The sequence below is a fragment of the Corynebacterium sp. sy039 genome (genome assembly GCF_007904105.1).
In the GTDB taxonomy this organism is placed as follows: domain Bacteria; phylum Actinomycetota; class Actinomycetes; order Mycobacteriales; family Mycobacteriaceae; genus Corynebacterium.
In genome coordinates this window covers 1,559,601-1,575,113 of record NZ_CP042325.1, presented here as the reverse complement: position 1 = coordinate 1,575,113, position 15,513 = coordinate 1,559,601, and the positions used below count along the sequence as shown (strand labels likewise).

13 protein-coding genes are annotated in these 15,513 nt (G+C 47.8%); 6 read left to right on the top strand and 7 right to left on the bottom strand.

Translation table 11 applies throughout. The annotated features are described in order from the left end of the window. Positions 1-242: 242 nt before the first annotated feature. A complete protein-coding gene (gene sucB, locus FQV43_RS07110; RefSeq protein ID WP_146339700.1) occupies positions 243-2,717 on the bottom strand; it encodes a 2-oxoglutarate dehydrogenase, E2 component, dihydrolipoamide succinyltransferase in 2,475 nt (824 codons plus the stop codon). Between the two features lie 197 nt (positions 2,718-2,914). Between sucB and FQV43_RS07105 the strand changes: the two genes are divergently transcribed. Continuing rightward, the gene (locus FQV43_RS07105) at positions 2,915-3,250 is read left to right on the top strand and encodes an oxidoreductase (RefSeq protein WP_246846885.1); all 336 of its coding nucleotides are present in this window, start codon (positions 2,915-2,917) and stop codon (positions 3,248-3,250) included. A 77-nt stretch (positions 3,251-3,327) separates the two neighbouring features. Here FQV43_RS07105 and FQV43_RS07100 read toward each other — a convergent pair whose 3' ends face one another. Beyond that, positions 3,328-4,860, bottom strand: coding sequence for a leucyl aminopeptidase (locus tag FQV43_RS07100; RefSeq protein WP_146339698.1), 1,533 nt, complete (start codon positions 4,858-4,860; stop codon positions 3,328-3,330). A gap of 144 nt (positions 4,861-5,004) precedes the next feature. On the opposite strand from FQV43_RS07100, the gene FQV43_RS07095 reads away from it, so the two are divergent. Continuing rightward, the gene (locus tag FQV43_RS07095) at positions 5,005-6,111 is read left to right on the top strand and encodes a branched-chain amino acid aminotransferase (RefSeq protein WP_144273235.1); all 1,107 of its coding nucleotides are present in this window, start codon (positions 5,005-5,007) and stop codon (positions 6,109-6,111) included. 67 nt (positions 6,112-6,178) lie between these two features. Here the strand turns inward: FQV43_RS07095 and FQV43_RS07090 are convergent, their stop codons facing one another. Genes FQV43_RS07090 through FQV43_RS07075 form a run of 4 tightly spaced genes read right to left on the bottom strand, consistent with a single transcriptional unit; the run spans position 6,179 to position 9,495 of the window. Then, the gene (locus FQV43_RS07090; protein ID WP_146339696.1) at positions 6,179-7,036 is read right to left on the bottom strand and encodes an adenosylcobinamide-GDP ribazoletransferase; all 858 of its coding nucleotides are present in this window, start codon (positions 7,034-7,036) and stop codon (positions 6,179-6,181) included. A 1-nt stretch (position 7,037) separates the two neighbouring features. Continuing rightward, a complete protein-coding gene (cobT, locus tag FQV43_RS07085) occupies positions 7,038-8,111 on the bottom strand; it encodes a nicotinate-nucleotide--dimethylbenzimidazole phosphoribosyltransferase (RefSeq protein WP_146339694.1) in 1,074 nt (357 codons plus the stop codon). 56 nt (positions 8,112-8,167) lie between these two features. Next, entirely contained in the window at positions 8,168-8,725 is a 558-nt protein-coding gene (locus FQV43_RS07080) for a bifunctional adenosylcobinamide kinase/adenosylcobinamide-phosphate guanylyltransferase (protein WP_144273232.1), read from the bottom strand. Then, complete coding sequence (locus tag FQV43_RS07075; RefSeq protein ID WP_185967142.1) at positions 8,725-9,495, bottom strand: DUF3043 domain-containing protein; 771 nt, start codon at positions 9,493-9,495, stop codon at positions 8,725-8,727. Before FQV43_RS07075 ends, FQV43_RS07080 begins: the two co-directional genes overlap by 1 nt. Positions 9,496-9,819: 324 nt before the next feature. Between FQV43_RS07075 and FQV43_RS07070 the strand changes: the two genes are divergently transcribed. Then, positions 9,820-10,179, top strand: a complete 360-nt coding sequence (locus FQV43_RS07070) for an iron-sulfur cluster assembly accessory protein (protein ID WP_144273230.1) — start codon at positions 9,820-9,822, stop codon at positions 10,177-10,179. Between the two features lie 120 nt (positions 10,180-10,299). On the opposite strand, the gene asnB is transcribed toward FQV43_RS07070, so the two are convergent. Beyond that, complete coding sequence (gene asnB, locus FQV43_RS07065) at positions 10,300-12,222, bottom strand: asparagine synthase (glutamine-hydrolyzing) (RefSeq protein WP_146339692.1); 1,923 nt, start codon at positions 12,220-12,222, stop codon at positions 10,300-10,302. Positions 12,223-12,740: 518 nt separating this feature from the next. Here asnB and FQV43_RS07060 point away from each other — a divergent pair. From FQV43_RS07060 to FQV43_RS07050, 3 genes are all read left to right on the top strand, one after another. Next, entirely contained in the window at positions 12,741-13,832 is a 1,092-nt protein-coding gene (locus FQV43_RS07060; RefSeq protein WP_144273228.1) for a cytochrome c oxidase subunit II, read from the top strand. A gap of 12 nt (positions 13,833-13,844) precedes the next feature. Further along, positions 13,845-14,297, top strand: coding sequence for a cytochrome c oxidase subunit 4 (locus FQV43_RS07055; RefSeq protein WP_144273227.1), 453 nt, complete (start codon positions 13,845-13,847; stop codon positions 14,295-14,297). A gap of 530 nt (positions 14,298-14,827) precedes the next feature. Then, positions 14,828-15,445, top strand: coding sequence for a heme-copper oxidase subunit III (locus FQV43_RS07050; protein ID WP_144273226.1), 618 nt, complete (start codon positions 14,828-14,830; stop codon positions 15,443-15,445). Positions 15,446-15,513: the final 68 nt, after the last annotated feature.

Sequence of the window (15,513 nt, the reverse complement as noted above, 5' to 3'; positions counted from 1 at the left end):
GTATGCTGCAGTGAACTATCCCCGTCATTATATGGCATTACTTATTGCGAAAGTAGGGCTTGGTAGGTCGGGATATGCGTAGGGTAATTCAGTGCGATATGCTGGCACCTTTTCGCTGTATAAGATGGAAAATATGCAATGCTGCGCATAGTTTTTCACCCCTGCTTTAGGGTAAGGAAAATCCCCGGAACACGGCAATTGTTATACCGTGCGCCGGGGAGGTGTGCTGCCGTGACAGGCAACTAGAGCTCTAGCTCTGCCTCAAAATTAGCGGTTTCGAGACGATCCTTGATTGTTGCGGTGAAACGACCAGCATCTGCACCGTCAACAACTTGGTGATCATAGGTAAATGGCAAGTAGCACATCTGACGAATCGCAATAGCGTCCACACCGTCTTCGGTAACCACAACAGGGCGTTTCTGAATCGCTGCAGTTCCCAAAATTCCTGCTTGTGGTGGTACAAGAATTGGGGTATCAGATAATGCCCCTTCAGAACCGATATTGGTAACAGTAAATGTTGCCCCGGTCAGATCATTTGGCTTGAGCTTATTGTTGCGTGCCTTATCAGCCAACTCGACGATAGCCTTAGCAATATCAACCAAGCTAAGATCCTGAGCTTTATGAATAACAGGGGTCAGCAAACCACGAGGAGTATCAACAGCAATAGCAACATTAACGTCTGAGTGGTAGGTCATTTCCTTAGTCTCTGCATTGTACGATGCATTGACATTCGGGTGGCTAATAAGCGCCTCAACAGTAGCCTTAACAAAGAATGGCAAGTACGTAAGATTTACCCCATGCTTTTGCTGGAACGCAGGCTTATGTTGCTTACGCAACTCAGCAATTTTTGTGACATCAACTTCCTGCAAGTGCGTGAGCTGCGCAGAAATCTGCAACGCTTCAACCATCTTGGCAGCGGTAATCTCACGGATACGATTAACTTTCTGCGTAGTGCCAATAAGCTCTGCCTTAGCAGGATCAACAGACTTCGTTGACCAGTTCGCGCGTGGATCGGCAGCCTGAGCATTGCTCTTGCTCTGTGAATCAGTAGCGCTACCTGTGTCAGCGCCATTAGCAGCAGCAAGCACATCCTGCTTACGGATACGACCGCCAACACCAGTGCCCTCGACGGTAGACAAGTCCACACCATGCTTTTCTGCCAGCTTACGCACAAGTGGTGTCACATAAGGCACATTGCCGTTGTTCACTTTTTCAGGCTGCTGTGCTGGTTGTGCACTCTGTGCTGGTTTTTCTTCGGCAGCTGGTGCTGGTGCTGCTTGTTGCGCTGGTTGTGCAGGCTGCTCGGCAGGAGCTTGTGTTTCGGTTGGTGCTGCTTGCTGTGTTGGGGCAGCGCCTGGGGTTCCGATTCGGACGATAACGTCTCCTACGTCGACGGTGTCGTCTTCTGCAGCGAGGATTTCAAGGATGGTTCCTGCTACTGGTGATGGTACTTCGGTGTCTACTTTGTCTGTGGAGACTTCGAGTAGTGGTTCGTCTACTGCGACGGTGTCTCCTACAGATTTGAGCCATTGGGTGATAGTGCCTTCGGTGACTGATTCACCAAGTTCTGGCATAACAACGTCGGTAGCGTCAGCAGCGTCTGCACTCTGTGCTGGTTGTGCGCTCTGTGCTGGTTTTTCTTCGGCAGCTGGTGCTGGTGCTGCTTGTTGCGCTGGTTGTGCAGGCTGCTCGGCAGGAGCTTGTGTTTCGGTTGGTGCTGCTTGCTGTGTTGGGGCAGCGCCTGGGGTTCCGATTCGGACGATAACGTCTCCTACGTCGACGGTGTCGTCTTCTGCAGCGAGGATTTCAAGGATGGTTCCTGCTACTGGTGATGGTACTTCGGTGTCTACTTTGTCTGTGGAGACTTCGAGTAGTGGTTCGTCTACTGCGACGGTGTCTCCTACAGATTTGAGCCATTGGGTGATAGTGCCTTCGGTGACTGATTCACCAAGTTCTGGCATAACAACGTCGGTAGCGTCAGCAGCGTCTGCACTCTGTGCTGGTTGTGCGCTCTGTGCTGGTTTTTCTTCGGCAGCTGGTGCTGGTGCTGCTTGTTGCGCTGGTTGTGCAGGCTGCTCGGCAGGAGCTTGTGTTTCGGTTGGTGCTGCTTGCTGTGTTGGGGCAGCGCCTGGGGTTCCGATTCGGACGATAACGTCTCCTACGTCGACGGTGTCGTCTTCTGCAGCGAGGATTTCAAGGATGGTTCCTGCTACTGGTGATGGTACTTCGGTGTCTACTTTGTCTGTGGAGACTTCGAGTAGTGGTTCGTCTACTGCGACGGTGTCTCCTACAGATTTGAGCCATTGGGTGATAGTGCCTTCGGTGACTGATTCACCAAGTTCTGGCATAACAACGTCGGTAGCGTCAGCAGCGTCTGCACTCTGTGCTGGTTGTGCGCTCTGTGCTGGTTTTTCTTCGGCAGCTGGTGCTGGTGCTGCTTGTTGCGCTGGTTGTGCAGGCTGCTCGGCAGGAGCTTCGTCTGCGTCACCAATAATCGCAATGACTTCACCAACGTCAATGGTATCGTCCTCTTGCGCTTTAATCTCCAATAGTACGCCTGCTACTGGTGATGGTACTTCGGTGTCTACTTTGTCTGTGGAGACTTCGAGTAGTGGTTCGTCTACTGCGACGGTGTCTCCTACAGATTTGAGCCATTGGGTGATGGTGCCTTCGGTGACTGATTCACCAAGTTCTGGCATAACTACTGAGTGCGCCATTTTTGTTTTAGACTCCTCGGATTTTAGTGTCTGGAAAACGTTAATACTTTAGAGAGTACCGTCTAAAGGAACTTTATGTGACTTTCGGGGGCAATGCGGTTAAAAAAATCTTTAGAATATGAGCTGTGTTCAATTTATTTGGTCGAAAATCTAGGCAGAAAACAACCTCCCGACGGTCGCACTCTGCTCACACTCATATGAAGAAAATGCAGGAAGAAGACGTGCAATTCTTGGTGCGTTGGACAACTGAACATATGGGCGTCGAAGGTTTTGTGGAACCAGAAACCCTCATCAATGAAATGTCGATTGTGCTGGTTGACATCACCGGCGAGTTTACGCGCCGCAGAATTGGTGGCCCGCGAAGCATTGATATGCTCGCACAACGGCTTGATATTCCAATTTATGATGTAGAAGAAACAGGGTATCCCCAGCGTATGCGTGAGAAAATTGAACGCGATCGTATTCTTAAAAAACGTGCAGAGCAGAAGAAACGTCGAGAAAAGTTTGAGCGAGAATATCGCGATAAGCAATAAAGAAAAGGGCTGTTATCAGGATCAGGGGAGGGGAATCACAGCGATCATACAGACAAGAGATAACAGCCCAGAATGCGTTAGTTAGCGTCGGCAAGCTCACTGAGCACTTTGAGGAATGTACGCACTGGCACACCTGTCGCACGTGTGGGGGTATAACCGTGTTCACCACTGGTATTAAACGATGGTCCGGCAATATCAATATGTGCCCACTGCACATCATCAGCAACGAACTCCTGCAAGTAACAGCCAGCCACTAACATACCGCCCCCAGAATTAGCACTGATATTACGTAAATCAGCCACAGGGGATTTGATTGCGTCGCTAAGCTCAGTAGGCAATGGCATTGCCCATGCTTGTTCGCCTACAGTCTGACCAGCAGCAACAACACGATCACGGAATTCATCTGAACCCATGACACCTGAGATACGATGTCCGAGTGCAACAATCTGGGCACCTGTAAGAGTCGCTGCTTCGAGCAGATACTGTGGCTTATCCTCACACGCCCTGGCAATAGCGTCGGCAAGCACAAGGCGTCCTTCTGCATCAGTATTGAGCACCTCGGTCGTGATACCGCCATAGTGAGTGATGACATCGCCTGGACGATATGCGTGACCACTAGGCATATTCTCTGCTAGCGGAATAGTAGCGGTGATACGTACATTCAATTTCAAGCGTGCTGCAGCTAGAACCGTAGCAACAACGGCTGCAGAACCACCCATATCAGAAATCATGTGATCCATCTGAGCACCCGGTTTGAGCGAAATGCCACCAGTATCAAAGGTAATTCCCTTACCCACCATTGCTACATGAGGCAATTCTTTAGCGGTATCCTTATCCTTCGGTGCCCATGATAAGCGCACCAGCCGAGGGGTACGAGCTGACCCCATACCTACTGCCAAAATGCCACCAAAACCCTGCTTTTTGAGCTCTTTTTCCGCCAGCACCTCGACGTCAATCCCAAGTGGTTTGGCAAGTTGTCCAATAATGGCTGCATAACTTTCCGGGTAAAGATGTGCAGATGAAGTATTGACTAAATCGCGAGCTAAGTTCACCGCATTAACGGTCACTTTGGCATTGCGAACTATCTCTTTATCACCTTTAGCGTTATGTAAGAAAACTACTTTCTTCACTGGCTCGTTATGTGCGGTATTTTTGGCATTGTTCTTGTGATTTTTTAAGCCGCGATAGTGATAAGCACCGAGGCCAAAGCCCTCTACGGCTGCTTGCATCCCAAAAGCGCCAATGGTTGTGACAACAGTATTTACCCCGGTTAGCGCACGTGCAGCAGCGCCGGTAGCGCGACGGATTGTTTCCTCATCGAGTTCTTGGCTATCACCTAGCCCCACAGCAAGAACAAAATCCGCTGGAGAGTTCTCGCCAGCAGGAACCTTTGTGAGCTCAGCTACTTTACCTGTTGCTCCTACTGCAATCAGCGACTTCCATATATCCAAGTTGGCGGTTTCGGAGAAATAATCGCTGGCTGCTAGTTCTAAATCGTGTTCTCCTTGAAACACAGGAACAACTAGACAGTCAAAAGATTCAGGGAGCTTTTTCGCTAGGGTGAGCTTTGTTTTTGTGCCACGTGCTGGCAAATCAAATTGAGATGTCACAATACAACCTTCCGTAATCGTTATGCTTTCCCCGCGCTTGCATGATGCGCTTGAATGAGTAGAAAAACATATCTGGGAGTATTTCTACAATAGCGGAAAATATGATTTTCTCCCTGCTCTGAACAAGGTGTATATTCAAGGAGCATGACGTCTTCTACTTTCACAGTTCAGAAAACCACAACTCCGACGTCACCAGAGCGGCTCCAAGAAATCCTTGCTAACCCAGGTTTCGGTAAGCATTTTAGCGACCATATGGTGACAATCAACTGGAATAAAGAGCAAGGTTGGCACGATGCCAAAGTGGTGCCGTACCAGCCGATTTCTCTTGATCCAGCAACAAGCGTGCTGCATTATGGTCAGGCAATTTTTGAGGGACTCAAAGCCTATCGCCATGCCGACGGAAGCATTAAGACTTTCCGCCCACTAGAAAATGCACACCGCTTTCAAGCATCAGCACAACGTCTTGCTATGCCAGAGTTGCCGGAAGAACTGTTCATAGAATCCATACGTCAACTTGTTGATATTGACCGTGATTGGGTTCCAGCTCCAGGTGGGGAAGAAGTGCTCTACTTGCGCCCCTTTATGATTGCTACAGAAAATACTCTAGGGGTTTCCCCATCGCAGTCATATATGTATATTCTTATCGCTTCTCCTGCAGGAGCATATTTTGCCGATGGGATCAAACCGGTATCAGTATGGTTGAGCACTGATTATGTTCGCGCTGCTCCAGGAGGAACAGGTGCGGCAAAGTGTGCTGGTAACTATGCTGCTTCTTTGCTCGCCCAGGCTCAGGCAACAGAAGAAGGCTGTGAGCAAGTGGTATGGCTTGATGCCAAAGAACGCACCTATATTGAAGAAATGGGTGGCATGAATATGTTTTTTGTGCAGGGGAAAGGAAAAGACGCACAGGTCATTACGCCGAGATTATCTGGTTCAATTCTGCCAGGTGTCACCCGACAGAGCATTGTTCAGCTCGCTCAAGATCTTGGCTATCATGCACAAGAACGCTTAATTTCTGTCCAAGAATGGGAAGAAAAATCGCGTAGCGGTGAGATGAGCGAAACTTTTGCTTGTGGTACCGCAGCAGTTATTACCCCTGTTGGTTCTGCAAAATATCCACAAGGGCAATTCAGTATCAACGGCAATCAACCAGGAGAGATAACTATGCAATTGCGTGAAAAACTCACTGGTATCCAAAAAGGCACTGAAGAAGACATCCACGGTTGGATGTATACTCTTATCGAGCCTTAAGGGCGCTATTTTCTTTGCCGCTTACCTGGTGCACATGGTGTGCACCAGGTTTATTTATGTGCAGCACTCATGGCAGTAGCGGCAATAGAACCGCGAACACCACAGAACAACTTACGACGCTCATCTCTAAGATAAAACCGTTGGTGTCACCATTGAGTCCGCGAAAACGTCGAAAGCAATGAATGGCACAGATGGTGGCAACGATAATACTCACCACCAAGGCAACACTCACACTGAGCATAAGAGCCATAACAGGTGCTGCGCACATCAGGGCTAAGGAAAAGCACAAAACTAACGCCAAGAAAGCCCATAATGCTACCCACCAGGTCTGCACATGACCGATGAACAATGCGCCAAAACCTTGGGTGCGCATAGGGTAAAAACGCCGATGAGCACCTATCATGGCACAAATTCGTGAAATAACCGGAATGAAGAAGATACTAATCAGTAACGTCGGGGTGCTGATGCGGGTAGTCATAGCAGCATCTAACAAACAAAAAATAGCTGCTATTTCGACGCCCAGGGCAAGGACCACACTGGCAATAGCAATAAGGCCGGCATGAGGGTCGGAAAGGATGTCGCGAGCTTTTTGCGGCGGAGCATAGGAACCAAGTGCATCGGCAACATCAGCAAAACCATCTAGATGCATGAAACGATTAAAAAGCTGCCATGCACTAATGATCAGTACAGCGCTGAGAAAAGGAAAAATATGTAGCGAGAGAAAAAGCCATGCTAAAGCACTACCTACGAGTCCAAAGACGATACCAACCACAGGTAACGATGCCATTACGCGAGCACCGGTAGTACGGTCAAATGCTTCGGCACCACGAATAGGTATGATGGTTAGCCAACTCAGTGCTGTAGCTGGTCCTTCAAGCCAAGCAGAACCGTGGCTACCAGGGACAAAGTCCACTTTTCCTGACATACTAGGAGCAATCCTTAAAGCGGCCAACAGGAACTGCATCACTACCAGAAACCCCAGCTGAAGCAAAGGTTTCCATATCATTCATGATGTTGGCGCTCATCATTACCAATGGAACAGCTGCTGCTGCACCTGAACCTTCACCCAAGCGCATGCCCAATTGAAGTAGGGGATTGAGCTCTAAATACTCCAGTGCAAAAGCGTGTGCCGGCTCAGCAGATTGGTGCCCAGCTTGCATCCAGGCTTTAGCACCAGGAGCAAGATTTTCTGCAAGCATTGCCGCTGCTGTAACCACAACACCGTCTAAGAGGATAGGGGTGCGTCGAATAGCTGCTTGAGCAAGAAACGCTGCCATAGCTGCTAGCTCAGGTGAGGTTACTTTGCGCATGAGCGTGAGAATATCGTGACGATCTTTGCGCGCACGGAACATAGCGTCACGTACAGCAGCTGTTTTACGTTGCCACCCTTGATCATCGACCCCCGAGCCACGTCCGGTGACAAGCACAGGTTCTTTATGAGTGAGCAGTCCAATTATTACTGCCGAAGGAGTGGTGTTGCCAATGCCTAGATCACCAGCCATAAGCAGGTCAGCACCTGAATCTACCTCTTGGTCTGCAATGGTTTTACCAATTTCGATTGCGCGGTGGAGTTCTTCCTCGCTCATTGCATCTTCCACATCAATCGAACCACAGGACTGAGAAACACGCTCTGGGCCGGTGGCCTCGTGGAATAGTGAAATATCAGCAACGCGTATTCCCGTGCCTGATTGTTGAGCAAGGGCATTAACACCAGCACCACCTTGACGGATATTTTCTGCCATCTGCACAGAAACCTCAATTGGATATGGTGAAACATTTTTCGTAGCAATGCCATGATCGCCTGCAAAAACCACTAATCGTGGTCGAGTAATTTTCTTAGGAGGCACGCACCCTTGGCAAGAACTCAACCATACTCCCAGAGTTTCTAAGCGTGCTAGTGAGCCGGTAGGTTTTGTTAGCGTGAGTTGAAAATCACGCGCTTGTTGCGCTATATCTGCGTCAGGGGCGTGAACTTTAGGGAAAAAATCACTTGCGTGCATAAGAAATCCTCAACGACTCTCAAAAGGCTCTCACAGGAAAAATAAAGATTGTAGCCTCAATCGTAGCTTTTATGCAGCTCTAATGCTTGTCCTGCCACTACGAACAGACTACGATCGACGGCACTGGCTATCATCTGATTGAGTAGCCCTAATTCATCACGAAAAAGTCTACCAGCGTGATACTCAGGAATAATGCCCATCCCTACTTCAGGAGAGACAAAAATAAGATCAATGGTGCTCGGAAAAGCGCTAATTTTTGCAACTAGCTCATCAAAAAGGTGGTGGAGACTTCCGCGAGGTTTATCCCACGCCTTGTGAATGTCATATTGATAGCTAAGCCAGGTGCCCAAGTCGTCGACAAGAATATAATCTACCTCGGGGCGATGAGACTGAGGGCGTGTGTACTCCTCAAGTATCTCAAGGAGATCACGTTCCTGCTCAGTGAACCAGTGCGCAGGCCGACGCGACTTATGCCGGGCAATGCGCTCTGCAAAGTCATAATCACCTGGTGTGGGGCGAGCAGTGGCTATATAGAGACACGAAGCCTCGCCGATAAGATTCTCTGCGAAACTAGATTTTCCAGAGCGCGCTCCACCCAGAATAAGCGTGCGCATTAACTCACCTTTTCTCCTAAGGACACACGTGGTTTAGGAGTACGCCATTTTCTCGGTTGGGTGGCGCGACCATAGGCATAAAAACCTAGACCAAAACCAGACTCGGTAGTATCGGGGAACTTTGCTTTCGTTGCACGTGCTGCCGCACGACCAAGCCAGATGCCTTCGGCAAAGAAAATCAGCATGATAATCATTGCTACGAGAGAAATTATCGACGCAATTTGTGGCATACGTTGACCAATAATCAAGATGAGTAGCAGCACAATTGCGAAAGGCATGACGTAATTATTGAGGTAGCGTCGGGAGTCAATAAAATCACGAACAAAACGACGCTCCGGTCCTTTGTCGCGTGCAAGAAGATACTTTTCTTCTCCACGATCCATTGCCGCTTGAGCTTCGCGTTGTTGCTTTTGCCGTTCCTGCTTTTCTTTCTTCTTATAGTCTCGCCACTGCTCAGCGCTCATCGACGCTTTGAGCTCCTTGCGTTTTTTTCGATTCTCGCTGTATGTTCCTTGCGGAGCATAGCGCGACTCAAATGTCCCCAAATGCTGTTGCGCCTGCTTACGAGAAGGCGTGGCATGACCTTTCTTGGGAGTGTATGCCTTTGAGGTCTGCTGAGACTCTTGAGGCTTTGTCTCTGAGGTTTCTGCAGCCAGAGGTTTTTGCTCCTCCCCAGGTTGCTCTTTTGCTAGTCGACGTGCAGTTCCTGCCGAAGCAGCTGATACTGATTCTTGCTCTTGCTTTTTCTCATCATTCCAAGGAAGTTTCACGTTCCTAAGGCTACCAATTAGAAGCGACAAAGTAACAACTCCCATACACCCGCACTTTGTGGAATGCACGCGCAATGTGTGTGGAATGCGTATGGAAAATGCGTATGGAATATGTGAGGGAATAATTTTTAGCGTCATGTGTTGCACATAAAGAAGTTCCGAAGAAGTTTCTTGAAGCCTAAAAGAGTGTAATGCTCTAGCATATCTAGCGTAAAAGCCAAGATAAGGGTAGCGTGGGGATACTTGTATTTTTTGATACAGTTCTCACAAGAACTTCTCATCAACTTAGGTTCCTATGTCCACAATGTTAAGGAGAAAGTAGTCATGACAGCACCTTCTACAGATACCAAAGATACCAATACGGGGGTTATTCTTTCCGAGGCTGCTGCTGCTAAGGCAAAGGCATTATTAGAGCAAGAGGGTCGTGATGATCTTGCTTTGCGTATTGCAGTGCAACCAGGTGGTTGTGCAGGATTACGCTACCAACTCTATTTTGATGATCGCCAGCTTGATGGAGACAAAGAAGATATTGTTGGGGGCGTACGTCTTGTCGTGGATAAGATGAGCATTCCTTATCTCACTGGGGCCCGTATTGATTTCGCGGACACTATTGAGTCGCAGGGCTTTACCATTGATAACCCTAATGCAGGTAGTTCTTGTGCCTGTGGAGATTCATTCAACTAATTATTCAATGTACTCAACTCTGCTGCCATAGATGCTGCAGATGTTATAGATACACAAAGCCGACTCCTAGTCCTAGTGAGTCGGCTTTTGCGTTTGTCGCTGTCTGCGAGAGCGTTAATTCTAGAGATATACCGGGTATTCTTTGTCCTCAATACCTGGATCAATGCGTTCTTCCACAAAAATGCCATGCCATACCATGAACGCCAATACTGTCCATAGCCTCCGAGAATGATCTGATACACCGTCGCGATGCTCATTGAGCATGGTGAGAATAGCTTTTTTATCAAAAATATCTTCAGTCTCTGACTGCGTGATTTGATCTTGCGCCCAGCCAAATAGTTCATCGCCAGCTAGCCAGTGGCGCATGGGTACGGGGAAGCCCAATTTCTTGCGATGGAGCACATGGGCAGGGACAATTTGCTCCATAGCCTTGCGCAACGCATATTTTGTGGTGTTATGGGAGATTTTGAGGTCATAAGGGATTGTTTCTGCAACGGCAAAAACTTCCCGATCCAAAAATGGCACGCGCAACTCTAGAGAGTTTGCCATGGTCATTTTGTCTGCTTTGACCAAAATATCGCCACGCATCCAGGTGAACAGGTCAAGATGTTGCATTCGGGCAACCGGGTCCATATCGCGGGAATGTGCGTAGATCGGTGCTGTTACGTCCTTGTGATCCCACTGAGTTTTTGCCCACGGCAATACGCGCTGGAGCTGGTCGAAATTAAAAGAGCGAGCATTGCCGTAGTAGCGTTCTTCCATGGTCATTGCACCACGCTCTAGTAGTGATTTGCCTTTCATTCCTGTGGGCAATATCTGCGAGAGCTTGCCTAAACCTCTGCGCAAAGGCGATGGTATTTTCTCGAATGGTGCCAAGGAAAGTGGTTCTTTATAAATGGTGTATCCACCAAATAATTCATCAGCGCCTTCTCCAGAAAGAACCACTTTGACGTGCTTTCGTGCTTCTTGCGCCACAAAATATAGTGGCACAAGCGATGGGTCTGCCACTGGGTCGTCAAGATACCACATGATTTTTGGAATAGCTGCAGCGTATTCTTCTGGTGACACAATTTTCACCACGTGTTTTACCCCGATTGCCTCTGCAGATTCTGCAGCAACATCTACTTCTGAGTAGCCTTCTCGCTCAAAACCTGTGGTGAAGGTTATCAGATCCGGGTTATGACGTTTGGCTAGTGCAGCAATTGCCGTGGAATCAATGCCGCCAGAGAGGAAGGAACCTACGGTGACATCAGCACGCATATGCTTTTCGACGGAGTCCTCAAGCGCACGAGCGATACGGTCGAATAACTCTTGTTCTTTTCCTTTTGTTACTGGCTGCGCAGGGAACCGAGGTGTGAAATAGCGTTGTTGCTCTACCTCGCCACCTGGCTTAACTGTGGCAATACAACCAGACTCGAGTCGTCGAATAGCGCTATGGAGGCTTTCTGGCTCTGGAACATATTGCAAATCTACATAGTGTTCGATCGCGCGCCTATCGAGCGATAAATCAAGGCTCAAGTCTTGTTCCATTGCTAGTAAGCACTTTTTCTCGGAGGAGAAAGCAGTGCCCTTGGTAGTGGTCGCATAATAAAGTGGCTTAATGCCAAAAGGATCGCGTGCCAAAAATAGTTGCTTTTCGACGGAGTCCCAAATGGCAATGCCAAACATTCCGCGCAAGTGAGAGACGACATCTTTGCCCCAGTGATGGAAACCAACAATGATTGGTTCGCCGTCGCCAGAAGTATTAAAACTGTAGCCGTATCCTTCTAATTCCTGACGCAGCTCTACGTAGTTATAAATCTCCCCATTGAATGTCATGGCATAGCGCTCTGGCTGCTCTGCTGGCCCCCAGGTTAATGGCTGGTGAGAATGTTCAAGGTCAATAATCGAGAGGCGATTAAAACCGAAAATAACTTGGTCATTATGCCAAGAACCCGCCTCGTCGGGACCGCGGTGGCGCATACATGGCAGCGCTTTTTCGATGCTGCTGGTAAAGCTGGCAGCGCTAGAGTTGGCGCTGAGGAAACCAAGAAGTCCGCACATAAATAATCAGATCCTAAAGTCTTTTCATTCTTTTAATCGAGTTACTTACACAGACTATAGCCTGCTTTAGCTATTCGACGAGTTACCGTGCTGCTTGGACGGGGTATTTATTTCTTGGACTCAATGCCGTTGGGTAGCGTTCGACTGAATTAAGAGTGTGAGGGAATAAAGCGTTAGGACGGCGGGGGTAATACGGGTGAAACTTGTGGGTATCCATAAGGTTGATACGTCTCGTATGTTTTGTGAAATGGATTACATTCAACGGGAGTGTTTGCCTACTGCGGTGCAGGGTAACGGATAAAAAACCGTTGTGAAAAGGGGAAACGTTTTTTTTGCCGTATTTAGTGCTGAAATCATTTGTGCTTGTTGAGTTAAAGGAAAGGGCAATTGTGCGCTATCCTGCATATTTAGGTGGGTTCTTGAAGGGAACAAGAAAACTACGTCACGCTCTATGTGATGTGTGACGATCAAGAATCTTCAGAGAAATATATTGTTCAGATGAAGGAAGGCAGACGCGCGTGAATCAGCAGCAGAAGCGTGGCATGAGCCGTAAGGTGCTCCTAGGTGCCCTTCTAGGTGTCAGTGGCTTCGCACTTGCCGGATGTGACGTCGAAGCGCCAGGTGGTCTTCTTGGTGAGATCTTGGCTTTTGGTTGGCCAAAGGGTATTACCCCTGAGGCAACTGCAATGTATAACTTCTGGTCCTGGGTATGGGTTGCCGCATGGATCATTGGTTTTATTATGTGGGGTCTGTTTATTTATGGGATGCTGGCTTGGAATGCAAAGCGTGCCAAGAAAGCAGGAAAAGATGAGTTCCCACGCCAGACGCAATATAACGTTCCATTGGAGTTAGTTCTTACTATTGTTCCAATCATTATTGTGATGGCTCTATTCTTCTTTACAGTTCAGACTGAAGATAAAGTCAATGCACTGAATAAAAATCCAGAAGTAACTGTTGATGTTACTGGTTATCAGTGGAACTGGAAGTTTGGTTATCAGCACGTTGCGGCTGAACTAAGCCCAACTGGTTCTGATTATGACGGTGTGGATCAGGAACGTCAGGCACAGGCAGAGGCGTCAAAAGTTGATCCAAACGGCGATAACCCAATCAATGGTCGTTCTAAGAATGATACTTCTTACCTACGTTTCAATCTTATTGAGACTCTAGGAACCAGTGAGGAAGTACCAGTTCTTGTTCTTCCATCACAGACGCCAATTCAGTTCGACTTGGCTTCTAACGATGTTTCCCACGCTTTCTGGGTTCCTGAGTTCCTATTCAAGCGAGATGTCTATTCTCACCCAGAGGAGAATAAGCAAGAGCGTCGTTTCCAGATCGAAAAGATTGAAAAGGAAGGTGCTTTCGTCGGTCGCTGTGCGGAGATGTGCGGTACCTACCACTCCATGATGAACTTTGAGATTCGCGTCGTTTCGCCAGAGAAGTTCAAGGAATATCTCAAGATTAGGCATGACGATCCATCTTTGCCGAACTCAGAAGCTCTTGCGAAGATTGGTGAGCAACCTTATGCGGTGACTACACACCCATTCAACGTTGATCGCATGACTCGTGATGGCGACAATGCAGTAGACAATAACGAGCTTGCGAAGAGATAAAGGGGATTATCGATGAAAGCAACTGCAAAACTCTTGTATGGCATGGCGGTATATCTCTTTGCTGCTACTGTGGTGTATTTCTTCGCCACTACCTACGTTCGTGATGATGGAAATCTTTATAAAGAAGGTGCAGGCACATACAACTTCGAGTGGGCAGGTGGTGTGTCATTGGTATTGGCAACTGCATTGATGCTCATGCTTGCTGGTTATCTCCATTTCACTGACAAGCACGTCGATGTTCTTCCAGAAGACTGGGAAGAAGCAGAGATTGCTGATGGTGCTGGCACACTTGGTTTCTTTAGCCCTAGCTCTATTTGGCCTGCTGCCATGAGTGGTGCGGTTGCAGTTCTTGGGTTTGGTATCATCTTTATGCATTATTGGCTCATTGCTGCAGGTGCAATTTTGTTGATTTGGACTACTACTATGCTGAATCTGCAATATGGATTGCCAAAGGAAAAACATTAAAAGTTTTGTTTGCTGTTAAACGCGGAGCCTTCGAGTTGGGTAGCTCGAAGGCTCTTTTGTTATTTTTGTGTAGGTGGGGGGGCATGAGTGCGATAGTCGTATGGAATGTGAAAAAAGTTCCCGAGATGTATGAAAAAATTTTTCCGACTATTCTTTAGGTTATTTTTGGTTCTAATGCCTGCATAATGCCAGGTAACTAAGGGGCATACTAAAGTTTGATATGGCAAAAATGCCCCTGCTTTCTTATGTGATAAAACTCTCAATATTTTCTTTCTGGAAACGCTGAAAAATAATTATTTTTTGTCCTGCATGTACTTCTTATCTGACCTTCTGTCAGTGGCTCGAATAAAAGCGGCGTGCTGACCTGCGTCAATGTGTAATGCGGTGAATTCTGGAATATGTACGTATTCTTTTTAAGAAATAGTGACAGGAAAAAGCCAATTTTTTAGGCCAGAGATGGCCATCAAACCTTTGGCTAATGTGGGGGGCGTGAAGTGACTTAAGGCGATAAAACAGCCATACTAGATAACGTGACGAGCGCAATTGGAAATAAAGATATGGCAGCACCACGACGTGTTGCGGCACTGAACCGACCCAATATGGTCAGTGTTGGCACAATCGTGTTTCTGTCTCAGGAATTGATGTTCTTCGCCGGTTTATTCGCAATGTACTTCACCTCACGTGCGAATGGTATAGGAAATGGATCCTGGAAAGAGGGGGCAGAGCACCTCAATGTTCCTTATGCATTGCTAATTACTGCTTTCTTGGTTTCATCATCTATTACTGCGCAGTTTGGTGTGTTTGCGGCTGAACGTGGTGATGTATTTGGATTACGTCGCTGGTTCGGAGTGACTATCTTGCTCGGTTTTGTCTTCTTGGCAGGGCAGGCCTATGAGTACATTCATTTGGTTGAGCATGGTATGACCATTCAGAGCAGCGTCTATGGATCAACCTTCTTCATTACAACAGGCTTCCACGCAGCACACGTGCTTGCTGGTGTCTTGGCTTTCGTTGTTGTGTTGCTAAGGGTTAGTAAAGCAAAGTTCACTCCTGCACAAGCAACAGCAGCAATGGTGGTGTCCTATTACTGGCACTTCGTTGATGTGGTCTGGATTGGACTCTTCATTACTATTTACTTCATTCAATAGGCGGTAGTAGCTTGTAAGGGCAGTTCCTTATAGCTCACAGTCATTCAATTTCCGAACGAGATTAAGGG

Bases quoted from the DNA above. Each gene is read 5' to 3' on its own strand.
- sucB (WP_146339700.1), bottom strand. From the start codon at position 2,717: ATGGCGCACTCAGTAGTTATGCCAGAACTTGGTGAATCAGTCACCGAA.
- FQV43_RS07105 (WP_246846885.1), top strand. From the start codon at position 2,915: ATGAAGAAAATGCAGGAAGAAGACGTGCAATTCTTGGTGCGTTGGACA.
- FQV43_RS07095 (WP_144273235.1), top strand. From the start codon at position 5,005: ATGACGTCTTCTACTTTCACAGTTCAGAAAACCACAACTCCGACGTCA.
- FQV43_RS07090 (WP_146339696.1), bottom strand. From the start codon at position 7,036: ATGTCAGGAAAAGTGGACTTTGTCCCTGGTAGCCACGGTTCTGCTTGG.
- cobT (WP_146339694.1), bottom strand. From the start codon at position 8,111: ATGCACGCAAGTGATTTTTTCCCTAAAGTTCACGCCCCTGACGCAGAT.
- FQV43_RS07080 (WP_144273232.1), bottom strand. From the start codon at position 8,725: ATGCGCACGCTTATTCTGGGTGGAGCGCGCTCTGGAAAATCTAGTTTC.
- FQV43_RS07070 (WP_144273230.1), top strand. From the start codon at position 9,820: ATGACAGCACCTTCTACAGATACCAAAGATACCAATACGGGGGTTATT.
- asnB (WP_146339692.1), bottom strand. From the start codon at position 12,222: ATGTGCGGACTTCTTGGTTTCCTCAGCGCCAACTCTAGCGCTGCCAGC.
- FQV43_RS07055 (WP_144273227.1), top strand. From the start codon at position 13,845: ATGAAAGCAACTGCAAAACTCTTGTATGGCATGGCGGTATATCTCTTT.